Source organism: Deinococcus aetherius, from assembly GCF_025997855.1.
Lineage (GTDB): Bacteria > Deinococcota > Deinococci > Deinococcales > Deinococcaceae > Deinococcus > Deinococcus aetherius.
Window position 1 is genome coordinate 142055 of record NZ_AP026563.1, and the last position, 15644, is coordinate 157698.

Genomic DNA, 15644 nt, shown 5'->3' on the forward strand with positions numbered 1-15644 from the left:
CCCGACCATAGCGCGGGGAGGTGAGCTACACCGTTCCCCCATCACCGGCCGCGCGTCTGCCACCCACTCCTGGAGAGGACGGAGTCCGGGACGCCCGAGCATCGTTCATGGGTGGAGGTGCCCTTCGTGCCCGGCGTGGATACCCGGAGGCTCGATCTGGACCGTGCTGTGCTCGATGCCGTGCCGCTCGGCGACCTCGTGGACCCGGGCGAGCAGGTCCGGTCCCGGTGTGTTCGTCACCAGGTGGGCCGTCAGGTTGTGCTCGCCGCTGGTCACGCTCCAGACGTGCAGGTCATGCACCTCCGTCACGCCGGGGAGGGCCGCCAGGTCCCCTCGCAGGGCATCCAGGTCCATCCCCTCGGGCACGCCTTCGAGCAGGACGTTCACGCTGGACCGCAGCAGCGTCCACGTCCGGGGCAGCACCCACAGGCCGATGAGGGCGCCCAGTACCGGGTCGATCCAGGTCAAGCCGGTGAGGCGGATCAGCACGGCCCCGACGATCACCGCCACCGAGCCGAGCAGGTCGCCCAGCACTTCCAGGTAGGCCGACTTCACGTTCAGGCTGCCTTGGCTGCCCCCCACCAGAACCCGGGCGCTGATCAGGTTCACGATCAATCCCAGGACCGCGACGATCAGCATGGGGGTGGTCTGCACCGTCACCGGGTCACGCAGTCTCTGGTACGCCTCGAAGAGGATGTACAGCCCGATGGCGAACAGCGCCCCGGCGTTCACGGCGGCGGCCAGAATCTCGGTGCGGCGGTAACCGAAGGTGCGTTTCTTGTCCGCCTGGCGCTGCCCGACCCGGATGGCGAACAGGGACAGGGCGAGGGCGGCCACGTCGGTGAGCATGTGCCCGGCGTCCGAGAGCAGGGCCAGGCTGCCCGAGACGAAGCCGTAGACGACCTCGACGATCAGGAAGGTGCCGGTCAGCAGCAGGGCCAGGGTGAGCTGCCGGGCGCTCGCGTTCTCGCCGTGACTGTGGCTGTGCTCAGCCATGCTGGGGAACGGGGACGGTGGCGGGAGTGGAGGAGCGCGGGCCGCCCTCGCCCTTCCAGCGCAGCAGACGTAGGGCGTTGGCGGTCACGAGGGCGGTGGCCCCAGTGTCGGCCAGAATCGCCATCCAGAGGTTGGTGTAGCCCAGCAGGGTGGTGACCAGGAAGATCAATTTGAGGCCCAGGGCGAAGGCGATATTCCACTTGATGTTCTGCATGGTGGCGCGTGACAGCCGCACGAGGTCCGCCACGCCGGTCACGCGCTCGCCCAGCAGGGCGGCGTCGGCGGTCTCCAGGGCCACGTCGGTCCCGCCGCCCATCGCAATGCCCACGTCGGACTGGGCGAGGGCAGGCGCGTCGTTGATCCCGTCGCCGACCATCGCCACGCCGCCCCGCGCCTTGAGGTCGGCAATCACGCGCAGCTTGTCCTCGGGCAGGAGGTCCGCCTGCACGTCCAGGCCCAGGTTACGTCCGATGGCCTGTCCGGTGCGGGCGTTGTCCCCGGTGAGCATGACCGTCTTCACGCCCAGGGACCGGAGCTGCGCGAGGGCGTCCCTGGCATCGGAACGCGGTTCGTCGCGGATGGCGATGACGCCCAGCGGCGTCGTCCCATCCAGCAGCACGACAGCGGTGCGGCCCTGTTCCTCGAAACGTGAGACGGTGGCCTGGAGATCAGCGGGCAGGGTCGCCAGGGTGGCGGCGTGCCGGGGCGAGGAGACGCTGAGGGCACGTCCCTCGACGATGGCGGTGACCGCTTTGCCAGGGATGGCCTGCGCGTCCACCGCAGGAGGCAGGGTCAGGCCCGCCCCCTTCGCGGCGTCGGTGATCGCCTTGGCCAGCGGATGACTGCTCCCGGATTCCACGGCGGCGGCGAGGCGCAGCACCTCGTTCCGGTCCTGGCCGATCACGTCGGTCACCCGCGGCTTCCCGGCGGTCAGGGTGCCCGTCTTGTCGAACGCGATGGTCTTGACGCTGCCAATACTTTCCAGGGCGGCGCCGCCCTTGATCAGCAGGCCACGCCGAGTCCCCGCGCTGATGCCGCTGGTGATCGCGGCGGGCACACTCAGCACGAGGGCGCAGGGGCAGCCGATCAGCAGCAGGGCGATCCCCTTGTAGAGCCAGGGAGACCACGCAGTCCCAAAGAAGAGGGGGGGAATCAACGCCACCAGCGCGGAAACCGCCACCACGCCGGGCGTGTAGGACCGGCTGAAGCGGTCGATGAACCGCGCGGTGGGCGCCTTACTTCCTTCTGCCTCCTCGACCATGTGGATGATCCGGGCGATGGTGTTGTCGCTCGCGGCCTTGTCCACCCGCACGGTCAGCACCCCGTCCGTGTTGATGCTGCCCGCGTAGACGGTGTTCCCGGCGCTCTTGACCACCGGGACACTCTCGCCGGTGACGGGGCTGTCGTCGAGGCTGGAGGTGCCGGAGAGGATGGTTCCGTCCGCAGGGACGCGGGCGCCCGGGTTGACCTGCACGATCTGCCCGACGGCGAGCGAATCGGCGGGCACCTCACGGGTCTGCCCGTTCTTTAGCAGCAGGGCCGTCTTGGGGGCGAGGGCAGCCAGCGCCTGAATGCCCGCCCTCGCCCGACCCGCCGCGCCCTCCAGCAGCTCACCGACCGCAAAGAAGAACACGACCACGGCGCCCTCCGCAGCCTGACCGATCAGCACGGCCCCGACAGCAGCGAGGCTGACGAGCATGTTGATAGAGAAGGGGTCGCCGAAACGAGCACTCGCATAGGCTTTTCTCGCCAGCGGCCACACGCCGATCACGGTCGCGGCGATATACCCGAAGGTGGCGAACTGGGGTTCCACAAAGCCGAACAGCCAGGCGAGGGCCAGCAGCACGCCGGAGGTGACGACCAGCTTGCCCTGCCCGGTGGCGTACCAGGGCTGGCCGGGCTTCGGCGCTTCATGGACGTGTCCGTGCCCCGCGTGGTCATGGTCCCCGTGCTCATGGTCGTGGCCCTTGTGGGCGACCGGCGATCCCGGAGCCGCAGGCGGGTTCAGCAGCGAGGGGGTGTAGCCGAGGGCCTGGAGGTTCTGTTCCAGGGTGGCGCGAGGGGTCTGGTGCTCGTCCAGGGCCAGGCTGAGCGTTTGCCTGTTGAAGCTGGTCTTGACTTCGCCGGTGCCTGGGAGGCCACCGACCATCCGCTCGACCTTCTGCACGCAGCTCGCGCAGTCCATGCCGTCCACGAAGTATTCGAGCTGAGAACGGGAGGTCGTCATGCCCCCAAATATACCTGAGCGTCTGTTCACATGTCGAGACGAAAGGTGTAAGCTCCTTCGTCGGGTGAAGGTCGCGCCTGCCGGGTAGGCCGGGAGGAAGATGCCGCCCAGGGAGGTCACACGATGACGATGGGATTACAGATTCAGGAGCACATGCCGGTGATTTGCGCGGATGGGCACCAGCACGGCGAGGTAGACCGGGTGGACGGGGAGTATCTCAAGCTGACCAAGGACGACTCCGGGACCCATCACTGGTTGCCTCTGAGCGTGGTGGATCACGTGGATCAGCATGTGCACCTGAAGCTGAACCACGAGCAGCTACACCAGCAGTGGTTGAGTGAGGACCCCCACCCCGAACACCGGCAGTAAGGCCCACGGGCCAGAGGGGACGGCCACGAGGCCGTCCCCTTCGGGGTGGGGCAGGCTCAAGTGCGGTGCCGACGCCACGTCCGCAACTCGGCATCGGCCGTGGTCATGTTCGGCGGCGAGACCGTCCGGTTTTCTGGCCTCCTGGCGACGCTGCGCCCGGTCCAGGAGCAGTTCGGCCATCAGGTGGTCAGGCTGGGCGGCGTGAAGGACAACGCGGAGCCGGGGGTCCGGCGGGCGGCCAGTCAGTCCGGACGCGGACCGGGCGCCGGTTGGTGCAGCGGAACCGTCCAGGTGAAGGTGCTGCCCTGTCCGGGCACCGAGCGGACACTCAGATCTCCCCCCATGGCCCGGGCCAGACCGCGGGCGATGGTCAGGCCCACCCCGCTTCCCTCTCCCCGCGTTCGAGCGGCGTCCGCCCGGAAGAAGCGCTCGAACACCCGGTCGAGGTGCTCGGGAGCGATGCCGCTGCCCGTGTCGGTGACGGACACGGCTGCTCCTGCCCCCTCGGCCCGGCCGGACACCCGCACCGTCCCGCCGGGCGGAGTGTGCCGCAGGGCGTTGCGCAGCAGATTGGCGAGGACCTGCTGCGCCCGCTCGGGGTCCGCCCGGACAGTCAGGGGCTCCGGGGGCGGGTCCACCTGCAACGTGACCCTGCGGTCCTCGAAGGCCAGTGCAAAACGGTCCTGGGCCTGGCTCAGCAGGTCGGTCAGTGACACGTCCACCACGCTCAGGTCCAGCCGCCCAGCCTCCACCCGGCTCACCAGGCTCAGGTCGTGCACCAGCCGCTCCATCCCCGCCACCTCCCGGGCGATGGCGTCCAGGGCCTGCCCGGCGGGCAGGATGCCGTCCTGGGCCGCCTCGGCGTAGCCGCGCACCGCGCTGACGGGGGTGCGCAGCTCGTGCGCGACGTTCCCGATCATCTCGACCCGCGTTTGCTCGACCCGCTCGAGGGCCCCCGCCATCGTGTTGAAGCTGCGCGCGAGATCCGCGAGTTCATCCTGCCCCCCCTCGGGCAGTCGCCGGGCGTACTCCCCGCTGGCGATGGCGCCGCTGCCCGACTGCAGGGTGCGCACCGACGCGGTGACGCGACGGGCGGACACCCAGGCGATCCCGGTGGCGACCAGCAGGGCGAGCGGCAGGGCCGCGAGCAGGGCCCGGGTCAGGGTGTCCCGCATGCCGTGGGTCAGGTCCCCGCGCAGCCCGCCCCCCTGCGGGCCGATCAACCGGACCATCGCGTCCACGTGGTGCCCGATGAAGGGCTGCGCGGCGAGCTCGGCCGCCGCCAGCAGCACGGCGGAGGTGACCACCACGCACATCAGGTGGTTGAGCAGCAGGCGGGGAAACAGGCGCACGTCAGTCCTCCCGGAAGCGGTAGCCCAGCCCGCGCACCGTCTCGATGAAGGTGGGCGCGTCCGCGTCGTCCCCCAGTTTGCGGCGCACGGCGGTGATGTGCACGTCCACCACCCGGGTCACCCCCGGGTAGTCTGGGCCCCACACCCGCTCCATCAGCCGCTCGCGCGACCAGACCAGGCCGGGATGCTGCGCGAGGGTGGCGAGCAGGTCGAACTCGGTGCGCGAGAGCGTCACCGGCTGGCCGTGCAGCGTGACGACGCGGCTCTTGAGGTTCAGGGCCAATGGCCCGGACTCGATGCGCTCGGTCACTCCCGCCCGACGCAGGAGGGCGCGCACACGGGCCACCACCTCGCGGGGACTGAAGGGCTTGACGACGTAATCGTCCGCCCCGGCGTTCAGACCCCTGAGGCGGTCTTCCTCTTCCCCCCGGGCGGTCAGGAGGAGTACCGGCAACTGGGGGTGTTCGCGCCGGGCGTAGGCGGTGAGTTCCACCCCCGTCATCCCGGGCAGCATCCAGTCCAGGATGGCCACGTCCGCCCGGGCGAGCAGCGGCAACGCCGCGAGGCCGTCTTCCTCGGTCTCCACGCTGTGGCCCTCTGCCAGCAGGTACGCGGTGAGCACCTCCAGAATCGCCGGGTCGTCGTCCACGATCAACACCGTGGCCACAGGGCCTCCTCTCCGCGGGAAGACCTCACAGGGTCCCCGAGTAGCCGCCCGTGCAGGCCGCGCCCCGCTCCGGGGTGGTCGGGCCCTGCTCGTAGCGCTTCAGGAAGGCCTTGATCCGCGAGTCCCCGACCTCGGTTACGGGCAACTGCGCCCCCCAGGCGGTCAGCACCACTGGCGCCGTCTGCCCCCCATTGGGGGAGACCAAGACGTGGGTGCGGCCCTGGGCCAGGCTGGCGAGCGTGCGCACGCCCTCTGGGCTGAGCGTCGGTCGGTAGGTGATCCACACGGCGCCGTGCTCCAGGCTGTGCACCACGTACTCGTTGTACAGGGCCGAGGCGTACACTCCGCAGTTCTGCCAGCTCGGGTTGTGCGGCCCCCCGGCGGGCGGGGTCTGCTCGTATACCAGCCGGCCCTCGCGGTGGTCGCCCGCCCGGAAGGTGAAGGTCTGGACGCCCGCGAGCGGGCGCGCGGAGCAGGCCGCGAGCACGGCGGGCACGGCCAGCCAGAGGCCCCAGAACGGACGAGAACGGGCAGACGGGAGAGGTGGGGTCATGGACGCTCCGCGGGTCTCCCCCCGACAGGGGAGGAGACGATCTGTTCGGTTGGATGGGTGTCCGGCTGGTTCCGAATTCTGATCAGCATCAGGATGCTCACGATGATCAGGGGAAGGCTGATGAGGTGGGTATCGGTGAACAGGCCGATGCCGGGGGCCTGGAGGCCCTGATTGAGGTAGGTCTTGAGGGGCAGCGGGTTGAGGCGGAAGGTTTCCTCGATCCCGGCGCGCAGGATGGAGTACCACAGCCAGAACTGCCAGAACGCCCAGCCCGCCTTGCGCGACCTGAGCCAGAAGTACGAGGCGACCGAGAGGATGATGCCGATGATGACCCCGTAGAGCTGGGTGAAGTGGACGGGGGCCGTCATCACGAGCTGCCCGCCGATCTCCTGGCAGTAGCGCGAGAGGTCCATGTCGGGGTTGGGGTTGCGCACGCACATGCCCTCGTGGAAGGCGCGCGCCGAGTCCGGCCAGCGGTAGCCGATGGGCCAGCCCGTCACCCGGCCCACGGTGTCGGTCCCGTTCATGATGTTGCCGATGCGCCCGCCGATGATCCCGAAGGCCACACCGGGCACGCACAGGTCGGCGTACTCGTAGAAGTTGAGCTTGTGGCGCCGGGTGTAGTAGATCAGCACCAGGATGCCGCCGATGAGTCCCCCGTGGATCGAGATGCCGCCCTGCCGCAGGTTGATGATGTCGAGCAGCACACGCGGAAAGGGGATGTTCGCGAATTGCTCCCACGACGTGAGGACGAAGACCAGCCGGGCGCCGACGAGGCCCCAGATGATCATCCACAGGATCATGTCGTTGAAGAGGTCCACGTTGAGGCCGCGCTGCCGGGCGAGCCGGGTGCCCACCCACACGCCCGCGACGATGCCGAGCGTGATGAGCACGCCGTACCAGGCAATCGTGAAACTGCCGATCTTGAGGAATACCGGGTCCATGCCACCTCCGTCGCCGGGGCCACCTGCGACCCAGCTCGCCCCTGAAGCTACGCAGAGGCTGTAAAGCTCGTGTAAAGCTCAGGGTGCCGGGCGGCAAGACTGCGGCGCTTCTCCCCACGGGCCTCGGGCCACTCGTTGTGACTTTCTCTGTTCCCTGGAGGGTCGATCCCCGCCACCCCGGCGATAGCGTCTCTAACGGAGCTCAAGCCGACGGAGCTGGGAAGTCGGCGACGTGAAGCCCCGCCTCCCCCATACCCTGGCTCCGTTCGCGCCGCGCTTCAGCGTTTATTGAGCTGGGCGACGTTTTACACGAACTTTACACACCTGCTCTAGCTTGAGGCCATGAAGCGGAACCCAATTCTGATCGTCGGCACGGCAGCGGTTCTAGCCGGCGTGGCCCTCGCGCAGGGCAGCATGAGCGGCATGGACCATAGTCAGATGTCTGGCAGCAGCATGTCCGGCATGACCATGAAGATGGACATGAGCGGCCTGGAGAAGCTCAGCGGCAAGGCCTTCGACCGGGCCTTCCTCAGCATGATGGTCCCGCACCACCAGACGGCGGTCGATATGGCGCGGGCCGTGCTGCCGGTGGGCAAGGACGCCGCGGTGAAGACCTGGGCGAACGCGATCATCAAGGACCAGACTCGTGAAATCAGCCAGATGAACACGCTGCTGAAAACCTACGGCGGCAGCGACCAGGCGATGGCGAACATGATGAAGACCAGCATGAGCGGCATGGCCGACATGGTGAAACAGGCGAAGAATCCCGATGTGGCCTTTGTGCAGGGCATGCTCCCCCACCACTCGTCCGCCATCGACATGGCGCAGCTTGCCCTGGCGAAGAGCAGCGACGCCCGCGTCCTCAAGCTGGCCCGCGGCATCGTCACGGCCCAGGCCGGAGAGATGTACGACTTCCGCCTGTGGCTGAACAAGCGCGGCGCGTAAAGTTTCCTGGTGGAACGCGTGCCCCCACTCTGGGGGCACGCACTTTTTCACGCCAGCGGCGGTGGGCCGACGGGGGAGTCCCACGCTCGGACCTAGGCCCTCACCCTTTAACACGAACTTTACAAACTTGGGGCAAGCTACCCCCCGTTGATGCGAGCAAAATTACTTTTGATCCTTGCCCTGCTGGGGGGCGGCCGCGTGGGTGCCGCCACGGTCACGGTGCAGCGTGGCGACACCCTGACCCGACTCGCGGTGCGGCACGGCACCACCGCCCAGGCCCTCGTAAAGGCGAATCCCGGTTTGCGGCAGGGCGCCCTCATGGCCGGGACGCGCCTGACTCTGCCTTCCCCCCCTGCTCCCGTGTGGACGGTCCGGCGGGGAGACACGCTGTCCCTGATCGCGCGGCGTCAAGGGACGACCCTTGCGGCGCTCCTCGCAGCGAATCCCGGCCTCGACGCCCAGCAACCACTGCTTGTCGGCCAGCGCCTGACTTTGCCCTCCCGGGGAGCAGTCACGCGCCAGCCAAGTGCCGCCACCGTGCGCGCGGCGTCCATCCGCGTGACGGCCGTGATGCCGGTGCAGGGCCGGCTCACCACGTCCTTCAGTGACACCCACCCGAGCATCGACCTGGCGGCGCCGACCAGCACGCCCGTTCGGGCCGCCCGCCCCGGTGTGGTGACCGAGTCCTCCTTTGACGGCCGCAGCGGCTGGGGGTGGACGGTGCTGGTGGACCACGGGGACGGCATGACGACCCGTTACAGTCACAACAGCGCCAACCTGGTCCGGGTCGGAGCACGTGTGGAAGCCGGGCAGGTGATCGCGCGGGTGGGGAGCACCGGCAACAGCACCGGTCCCCACCTCGATTACCGCGTGACGGTCCAGGGGGCGCCGGTCGACCCGTTCAGTTTGTACTGAGGACGTTCCGCCTCCGGGGGCTTCACCCGGCAGCGGCGGGCAGTCACCGGACACGTTGGCTCCTGCCGACGCAGAGCTGAAGCCCCTCCGTCGACGCGGAGTTCATCCGAGCCCGCTTGGAGGGGCTTCACCTGTCATCTCTTCTTTTGGGCCGGTGAACAGGCGCATGCGGAGGACAAACTGCTCGAACGACAGCACGGGCAGCGGGGCAGTGGACAGGTAATACGCGACCGAATCGCGGTTGAAGACGATGAACCCTTCCACCTCCCAGCCCTCCGGCGTGAGACCGAAGTGCCCGAGGATGGCGGGGAGATGCTGGCGGACATGCTCGACACGGCGCCCGTGCCGCTCCACGATGGGCCGTTCCGTCGCCGTGCCGCGTTCCAGCCGCTCGAACAGGGCGTGGATCTCGGCGGAGGTGCGCGCCACGGCGAAGTTCTTGCACTCCACGCAGGAGACCCGGCGCCGCGCCTCGTCCACCACGAAGACGTCGATGTCCCCGAGATCGAGGCCGTCCTCACCCCGCATACGCACGGGACCGAGCACCTTCGCCTGCTCCTGGACGTGCCGGAACCCCAGCGCCCGGAGGAACGCCGCCACCTCCCGGTTGAAGACCCGTCCCCGACGCCGGTTGACCTCCCCCAGAAGTTGACGCAACGGGGTGCCGTCCGCCCTGAAGCGCCCGCTTTGCAGCAGGTCCAGCAGGTAGTGCGAGGCGGACGTGACCGCCCGGGGGCCCCACACCACGCTGGGGGTCTCGCCGCCCAGCAGGAGGACCGGGCGGCGCAGGTACGACAGCCGCCGGTTGAAACGCCACGGCTCGACGTCCTCACGGCGCCAGGGGTGGGGCGGGCGCAGGAAGTTCGGACGCGGGGTCAGGCTGAGCAGGTCGAGGAGCGCGCGCACCTTCCCTTCATCCCAACCCAGATCCTGCGCGACGGCACGGAGGAAGTCGGTCAGCGGCATCTGCCGCGGAAGCACGCCCTTGCCCGGAAGGGCACTGACACTGTTGAGAAACCCCAGCGTGTCGCTCAGCGTCCAGCCCGTCTCGCTCCGGAAGGCCGCGTTCAACTCGGTGCGGTCCGGAAGCCCGTCCTCCGGGGCCGGCCCACCCAGGTACGAGCGGGCCAGGCTCAGGGAATCCCGGGTGACCTCGCCGAACATGTTCGTCTCGAACGCCGCGCGCGCGGGCTCGTAAGCCCCCCGCTCCGAGGCGAGGCGGCCGGAAGGCAGGATCTCGGCGGTGACGTGGGCCAGGCGGTGATAGGCGAGGTCGCTGTTCGTGCCGAAGCCGTGGATGAGTGCGGCGAGCGCGATCAGGCGGTCGTGCAGCTCCAGGGTCGGGGCGGCCTCGCCCTGCGGCGGCTGCGCCGCGAGGTACTCGATCACGAAGCGGGACGCGATGGCCGTGCGGTTGTTGCGTCCGTACTCCTCACGCAGGTGGTGCTGCATCCTGGGGTGGCCGGCATAGCAGCGGCGGGTGAAGTCGAACGTGAACTGGCGTCCTGCGGTCCGGTGAATGATCGCCTCATGCTGCCGAACGAAGTACGGCACGGCTTGGCGGGCGTCGAGCGTCCCCACCAGGCGCACGAACTCCCCGTACAGCCTCGCCACGGCGGCGTTGAGGAGCGCGGGGGCATCTCCCCCCTCCCGAACCGTGCCCACCGGAAACTCGGCGCTCAGCGCGTCGGCGAGGAAGTCCAGCGCGCGGCTCTCCTGGTGTTCCTGCAAGACCCTCGCGCGGGGCAGCTCGCTGCCGTCGAGCAGGACCGTTCCGCCGGACAGCACGCTGATCTTTTTCCTCGCGGGATCGCCCATCACGTCGCTGATGGCTGCGTCCAAATCGGGCCGCGTGGCACCAAGGAGCCCGTGCGCCGCCATGACCCGCGTCACGGCGCCGAGGACCACGTGCATCCAGGCACGCTCCGGGAGGTTGTCCGGGGTGGTGAAGTTGGCCGTGAACGTCCCGTCCACCTGCAGCAGGACGGTGCCATTGGCGGCATCGATCAGGACGCGCAGGCCGGGCATGGGCGCGCCCGGGTCGGGGGGGAGCGGGGGGACAGCCTCGATCACCACCCGCAACAGGTGGGGTCCGTCCTGCCTCAGGCCCGCTTCCAGGGGAGGCATCAGCTGCCACAACCAGAACGCGACCGTCTCCGCGACGAGGGGCAAGTTCACGTCCACGGCCTCGTCGTGCTCGGCCACCACCCAGATGCGGAGGTGGTCGCCCTCGGCGAGGTAGTTGCTGACGCGGCCCCGCAGCATCTCCAGGGAGCGGAAGAGCCCGATGCTGGGGTCGCGGTGATGGTTGGTGACCTTGGTGAAGGCCGGGCCGTACGGCACGCCGTGCGCGGTCAGCTCAGCACGCCGCTCGCGCCGCACGTTTCCCGCACCCCCCGGCATCAGGAAGAGCGATGTGGGGGGCGCCTGGTCGGAGAGGTAGAAGCTGCGCCCGTGACGGCGGTAGGCGTCGAACAGGTCGAGCGTGCCGACCATCCCCAGCCGCTGCCGGGTGTACATATCCCTTACCGCCTGCGCGAAGTACAGCAGGCCGAGCGAATCACCCTCGAAGTCGTACGACATCACCTCCAGGTCGGACGCTCCCACACTCAGGTCGTACGCGGTCTCGGCGCCCAGTCTGGGCAGCAGCGTCATGTTCCCCAGGCCCTCGAAGACGACCAACGAGAAGACCTGCGGCCGCATCGCCTCGGGAAAGGCACCGTGCAGCGCCTCCAGGGCGGCGTAACTTCCGTCGAGGTTCGGCTGCAGCGCGCTGAGGTCCGAGGGCTCGAACAGTTCGTGCGGTCGGTAGTTGCGGAAGGGGTCGCCGACCAGCGCGAGGTGCAGCACCTTGTCGCGGTCGATCTCGAACGCCCGGGTCCGCACGAGCGGCGTGTGGACACCCGCAAATGGCACCAGGGGTTGAACGACGCCCATGCGGCGCAACGACACCTGCACCCCTTGCCAGGCGAGGTCGTAATAGGCAATCTCCAGGGCGGCGGTGAAGGAACTGGGGGTCAGCAGCAGGTGGCGCACCGCGCGGAGCACGTGCCCGACCGGGAAGAAGACGTACCTGTCCTGGATGGCGACCAGGGGTTGGTGGGCAAGGGGACCGCCGTCCAGTCCCGGTTCACCACCGCTGCCCCTGCCCGGACGAGTGATGAACGGCGCGAGGTCGCTCACGTGCAGCCCGGGGGCCGCGAGCACGGCAGCCAAGTCCTGCTCCGTGTAGGTGACGGCGTCCTTCAGGCGTTCGAGGCGGCCACCGTCCGGGAGGAAGACGCCCCGCTGAGGTTCGCCCACCGTCGGATGTCCGGCGCTGCGGCGGTCCACCTCACCACTCAGCGCGAGGAGCGCCAGGCACGAACGGACGGCGCGGCCGAGCTGGGGCGTTCCCGCACCCTGCCGGAGCAGCCCCAATGCTGCCGTCAGGAGCTGTTCCACGCTGTGGACGGCTTCCTCCTCGATGCCGGGAAACACCACGAAGTCCCCGGCCTCCACGACCAGGTGCTCGGTGAAGGCGTTGTCGGAGGGGTCCTCCATCATGGAGAAGCCCGAGACGGCGCCCGCTGTGTGGATCAACCCGCGGAGTTCGTCCACGGTCGGGGCGCGACCGCCCGCCGGGGGAGGCAGGGACAGGGCAGCTTGCGCGAACGCCTCCAGGCGCAGGAGCCGGTCAGCGTTCTCGGGACAGAGTTGCGCGGCGGCGGCGCCACGAAGCAACTCGAGAGAAGAAAATGGCGTCAGACTCCGCTGAACATCACTCCATGTCGTCACGCTGAGTGTTCTCCTGAACAAGACCTGCGGCTGTGCGGTGGACGAGGTGAAGGTGGTGGCAACTGGCCAATAAAAACTTGAGCGCCTCACGCCGACGCGCACCTGTGGTTGAAGCAACTTATCCCAGAACCTGACGTTGCTGGTGCCCGGGCGTCAAGGTCTCGGGAGGGCGGCAGGTCGTCCAGGTTGGCACTGCGATACGGCAGACCGGGAGACACGTCCTACCGACGCCGTCCGGGCACGAAGTGGTGCACGGTCAGGCCCTCACCGCCGTGAACCTTGTGAGCATCCCCGCCGCACCCTCCCCATTCTCCCGGGGCGTTGAGTCCCAGGAATCTTCCAATCAGGATGGGGAGGTGACGGCGCGGACCCTCTTCCTGCAACCAAGTACATCGGCGCTCGCCGCCAGGCCGCCCTGGACGAGGCGCGCCACTTGGACGACCAGGCCCTGCTGTACGAGGACCTGACCGTCCTGGCCGGGCGCCTCGCCGAGGGACACCGGCTGGTGACACCCGTGTTGGAGCGTCCGGTGATCGACGGGCCGAGGAGCATCGTCCTCAGCCCGCAGGACCTGCGCCGCCTGCCCGGGCTCTTCTCGTTGGGACTCCTCCCGCACCCCGTGAGGGGCACCGGGGAACCCAGGTGCGGGTCCTGGTGCCGTTTCAGGGCACAGCGGAGCTGTTCGAGTACCAGCCGTCCCACTTCTCGACCAATCCCCCCTCCGCGCAGCTCGACAAGGCGGGTCGCCGGCTCGTCTTCACCGACCGCTTCCTCGAAGGTCAGTACAATCCTGCGGCCTATCTGCCCACCGTGGCGAGCAAGACTGGGCCCTTCGGGTGGTGGCTCGCGCAGGTGGAGGCGGAAGTCCGGCCGTACAACCATGGCCTGCCGCAACGAAGCCTGACCCTTCTCGAGGAGCGCCGCGGCCAGCTCACCGAAACGCTGCGCCGGGCGGAACATTACGGCCTGGCCTCCACGTCCGACCCGACGAGGGTGGCCCGTCACCTCGTCGAACCCCGGGAGAGGGGGGAGCTGAGCCCCCTGGCGACCCATTCCTGCCGCAACCCCAGCAGGCCGTCCTCCTCCCGGAGCGGGATGACGCCCTGATCCTGGGGGCCATCGACCGCTGTACCCCGCACCTGGAGCGCAGCAACACGGTCGTGCGGGAATTGGGCGAGGAGGCCCTGCGCGACGTTCTCCTCGCGGCGCTGAACATGTCCTTCCCGAGCCAGGCGTCCGGGGAAACCTTCAACCGAACCGGCAAGACGGACCTCCTGGTGCGGTACGGGACCGAGACCGCCTTCGTCGGGGAGTGCAAGTTCTGGGGCGGCGAGAAGCTGTTCCGCGAGACGGTCGACCAGTTGTTGGGCCACCTCACGTCCCGTGACCTGCTCACCGCCGCCGTCATCTTCAACCGCACCCGGGACGTGTCGGCCGTCGCCTCGAAAATCCTCGGGTGCATCCGAGAACACGGGCGATACGTGGAGGACACGGAGGTCGACCTCGTGGGGCGCCGCTTTCGGTTCCGCTTCAAGCACCCACGGGACGCAGGACTTCGGCTGGACACGGCCGTGCTCCTGTACGACCTGTGACCACGGGGCGCGTGAGCCGCAGGTCACCGGAAGTGCCGGAGCATGGGGCCAGCGTCCCCCCACCCGGGCTGGCAGACCTGGTGGGAGAGGGCGTGCGGGTCCTGTTCGTCGGGCTCAACCCCAGCGCAGCTCGGCCACCATGACGCGGGGCGCGGCAACCAGTTCTGGCCGCTTTTGGTCGCCTCAGGGCTCACCTCTCGCCTGCTGCGACCCGGGGGAGATCACCTGATGCTGGGGTGGGGACTGAGGCCCACCAACCTCGTCGCCCGTCCCACCACGAGCGCTGCCGAACTGAGCCCTGCGGAACTGCGCGCCGGAGTTTCACCTCTCCGGGGCCTGGTGACCCGGTACCGCATCCCCCCATCGTCGCGTACACCGGGAAGGGCGTGTACCTCCCGGCCGCAGGGAAGCGGCAGGCCCCCTGGGGCGTCCAGGAGGGCGCCCTGATCGAGGACGCCACCGACTTTGTCTTGCCCTCCCCGAGCGGCCTGACCCGCCTGCCCTTCCCGGTCAAGCTCGCCCACGACCAGGCCCTGGCCGAGCTGGTCCAGCGGCCGACTTGACGCGTGTGGCGGCACCACCGGGGCGCACTACACGTTCAGGAGCGGGGGCAGGTCACCGCCCAGCAGGGGCGCGAGCGCCACCCTCAGGGCGTACTGCTGCCCCCCGCCCCGCTTCCAGTACCGCAGGATCAGGTCGTGCAGCTCCCCCTGAAACGCCTTCGCGTCCGCGAAGTCCAGGTACAGGCCCGTGTACCAGCCGAGCAACGTGGCGGACTGGTCCGGGTCGAGACCGAGCAGGGACTGGCCAGCGCGCGTCACCCGGGTGACACGGAGTAACCCCCGGTCATCCTGCCCCACCAGGAGGCCCCACGGTCCGGACGCCCCGGGCGACGCGAGCAGGGCGCTGGTGATCAGGTGGTCCTGAAGGCGCCGCTCCCAGCGCGCGAGGAGTTCCTCGGCCGTGCGGGCGCTCGTCGCCTCGACCGGCACGAAAAACTTGTCGGCAGAGACCCGGTACCGCCTGATGGAACGCCCGGGGCGTTTCTCCTCGGCCGCGACTAGCAGCAGGCCGAGCGCGAGGAGGCGCCGCACGTGGTACAGCAGTGAATTTGGCTTCATCCCCAGCTGCCGGGCGGCCTCGGTCACGCTGCGGGCTTCCCCGAAGAAAGGCTCGAGCACCCGCAGGCGTTTGAGGTCCGTGAGGTAGACGGCGGCTTCCACCTGCCCGACCTCGAGCCAGGCCCTACGTGAGTTCTGATCCTCCATTTCACTCAGGCTACCCGGACACTGGGTGAGGCCAGGTGA

At 69.0% G+C, this 15644-nt stretch carries 14 protein-coding genes; 6 read left to right on the forward strand and 8 right to left on the reverse strand.

Features of this window, described 5'->3' with window-relative positions; all coding sequences use genetic code 11:
* Nucleotides 1-105 precede the first annotated feature (105 nt).
* Both DAETH_RS23080 and DAETH_RS23085 read right to left on the reverse strand, forming a co-directional pair.
* Entirely contained in the window at nt 106-996 is an 891-nt protein-coding gene (locus DAETH_RS23080; RefSeq protein ID WP_264778877.1) for a cation diffusion facilitator family transporter, read from the reverse strand.
* A complete protein-coding gene (locus DAETH_RS23085) occupies nt 989-3223 on the reverse strand; it encodes a heavy metal translocating P-type ATPase (RefSeq protein ID WP_264778878.1) in 2235 nt (744 codons plus the stop codon). The genes DAETH_RS23080 and DAETH_RS23085 overlap by 8 nt, the downstream gene beginning before the upstream one ends.
* A 123-nt stretch (nt 3224-3346) precedes the next feature.
* Here DAETH_RS23085 and DAETH_RS23090 point away from each other — a divergent pair, with 123 nt between their 5' ends.
* Nucleotides 3347-3592, forward strand: coding sequence for a DUF2171 domain-containing protein (locus DAETH_RS23090; protein WP_264778879.1), 246 nt, complete (start codon nt 3347-3349; stop codon nt 3590-3592).
* A 242-nt stretch (nt 3593-3834) separates the two neighbouring features.
* Here the strand turns inward: DAETH_RS23090 and DAETH_RS23095 are convergent, their stop codons facing one another.
* The 4 genes from DAETH_RS23095 to lgt are packed head-to-tail and all read right to left on the reverse strand — an operon-like array spanning nt 3835 to nt 7108.
* The gene (locus DAETH_RS23095; RefSeq protein ID WP_264778880.1) at nt 3835-4944 is read right to left on the reverse strand and encodes a sensor histidine kinase; all 1110 of its coding nucleotides are present in this window, start codon (nt 4942-4944) and stop codon (nt 3835-3837) included.
* Nucleotide 4945: 1 nt separating this feature from the next.
* Nucleotides 4946-5611 carry a response regulator transcription factor gene (locus DAETH_RS23100; protein WP_264778881.1) on the reverse strand — a complete coding sequence of 222 codons (666 nt, stop codon included), beginning with the start codon at nt 5609-5611 and terminating at the stop codon, nt 4946-4948.
* Between the two features lie 25 nt (nt 5612-5636).
* On the reverse strand, nt 5637-6164 hold the full coding sequence (locus DAETH_RS23105) for a DUF3105 domain-containing protein (protein WP_264778882.1): 528 nt from the start codon (nt 6162-6164) through the stop codon (nt 5637-5639).
* Entirely contained in the window at nt 6161-7108 is a 948-nt protein-coding gene (gene lgt / locus DAETH_RS23110; protein WP_264778883.1) for a prolipoprotein diacylglyceryl transferase, read from the reverse strand. The genes DAETH_RS23105 and lgt overlap by 4 nt, the downstream gene beginning before the upstream one ends.
* Before the next feature lie 342 nt (nt 7109-7450).
* Here lgt and DAETH_RS23115 point away from each other — a divergent pair, with 342 nt between their 5' ends.
* Both DAETH_RS23115 and DAETH_RS23120 read left to right on the forward strand, forming a co-directional pair.
* The gene (locus DAETH_RS23115; RefSeq protein ID WP_264778884.1) at nt 7451-8053 is read left to right on the forward strand and encodes a DUF305 domain-containing protein; all 603 of its coding nucleotides are present in this window, start codon (nt 7451-7453) and stop codon (nt 8051-8053) included.
* A 150-nt stretch (nt 8054-8203) separates the two neighbouring features.
* On the forward strand, nt 8204-8968 hold the full coding sequence (locus tag DAETH_RS23120) for a peptidoglycan DD-metalloendopeptidase family protein (protein ID WP_264778885.1): 765 nt from the start codon (nt 8204-8206) through the stop codon (nt 8966-8968).
* A gap of 102 nt (nt 8969-9070) precedes the next feature.
* Here DAETH_RS23120 and DAETH_RS23125 read toward each other — a convergent pair whose 3' ends face one another.
* Nucleotides 9071-12691, reverse strand: coding sequence for a hypothetical protein (locus tag DAETH_RS23125; protein WP_264778886.1), 3621 nt, complete (start codon nt 12689-12691; stop codon nt 9071-9073).
* Between the two features lie 696 nt (nt 12692-13387).
* On the opposite strand from DAETH_RS23125, the gene DAETH_RS23130 reads away from it, so the two are divergent.
* The 3 genes from DAETH_RS23130 to DAETH_RS23140 all read left to right on the forward strand — a co-directional run bounded on the left by DAETH_RS23130 (nt 13388) and on the right by DAETH_RS23140 (nt 14900).
* The gene (locus DAETH_RS23130; RefSeq protein ID WP_264778582.1) at nt 13388-13852 is read left to right on the forward strand and encodes a hypothetical protein; all 465 of its coding nucleotides are present in this window, start codon (nt 13388-13390) and stop codon (nt 13850-13852) included.
* Nucleotides 13853-13905: 53 nt separating this feature from the next.
* Nucleotides 13906-14337 (forward strand): hypothetical protein, encoded by a 432-nt coding sequence (locus tag DAETH_RS23135; protein ID WP_264778583.1) that lies wholly within the window; start codon nt 13906-13908, stop codon nt 14335-14337.
* A 386-nt stretch (nt 14338-14723) separates the two neighbouring features.
* The gene (locus DAETH_RS23140) at nt 14724-14900 is read left to right on the forward strand and encodes a uracil-DNA glycosylase family protein (RefSeq protein WP_264778584.1); all 177 of its coding nucleotides are present in this window, start codon (nt 14724-14726) and stop codon (nt 14898-14900) included.
* Between the two features lie 27 nt (nt 14901-14927).
* Here DAETH_RS23140 and DAETH_RS23145 read toward each other — a convergent pair whose 3' ends face one another.
* A complete protein-coding gene (locus DAETH_RS23145; RefSeq protein ID WP_264778585.1) occupies nt 14928-15605 on the reverse strand; it encodes a helix-turn-helix domain-containing protein in 678 nt (225 codons plus the stop codon).
* Nucleotides 15606-15644 lie beyond the last annotated feature (39 nt).

Excerpts from the sequence above, each read along its gene's own strand:
- lgt (WP_264778883.1), bottom strand. The coding sequence starts at position 7,108 with ATGGACCCGGTATTCCTCAAGATCGGCAGTTTCACGATTGCCTGGTAC.
- DAETH_RS23145 (WP_264778585.1), bottom strand. The coding sequence starts at position 15,605 with ATGGAGGATCAGAACTCACGTAGGGCCTGGCTCGAGGTCGGGCAGGTG.
- DAETH_RS23080 (WP_264778877.1), bottom strand. The coding sequence starts at position 996 with ATGGCTGAGCACAGCCACAGTCACGGCGAGAACGCGAGCGCCCGGCAG.
- DAETH_RS23105 (WP_264778882.1), bottom strand. The coding sequence starts at position 6,164 with ATGACCCCACCTCTCCCGTCTGCCCGTTCTCGTCCGTTCTGGGGCCTC.
- DAETH_RS23090 (WP_264778879.1), top strand. The coding sequence starts at position 3,347 with ATGACGATGGGATTACAGATTCAGGAGCACATGCCGGTGATTTGCGCG.
- DAETH_RS23120 (WP_264778885.1), top strand. The coding sequence starts at position 8,204 with ATGCGAGCAAAATTACTTTTGATCCTTGCCCTGCTGGGGGGCGGCCGC.
- DAETH_RS23085 (WP_264778878.1), bottom strand. The coding sequence starts at position 3,223 with ATGACGACCTCCCGTTCTCAGCTCGAATACTTCGTGGACGGCATGGAC.
- DAETH_RS23115 (WP_264778884.1), top strand. The coding sequence starts at position 7,451 with ATGAAGCGGAACCCAATTCTGATCGTCGGCACGGCAGCGGTTCTAGCC.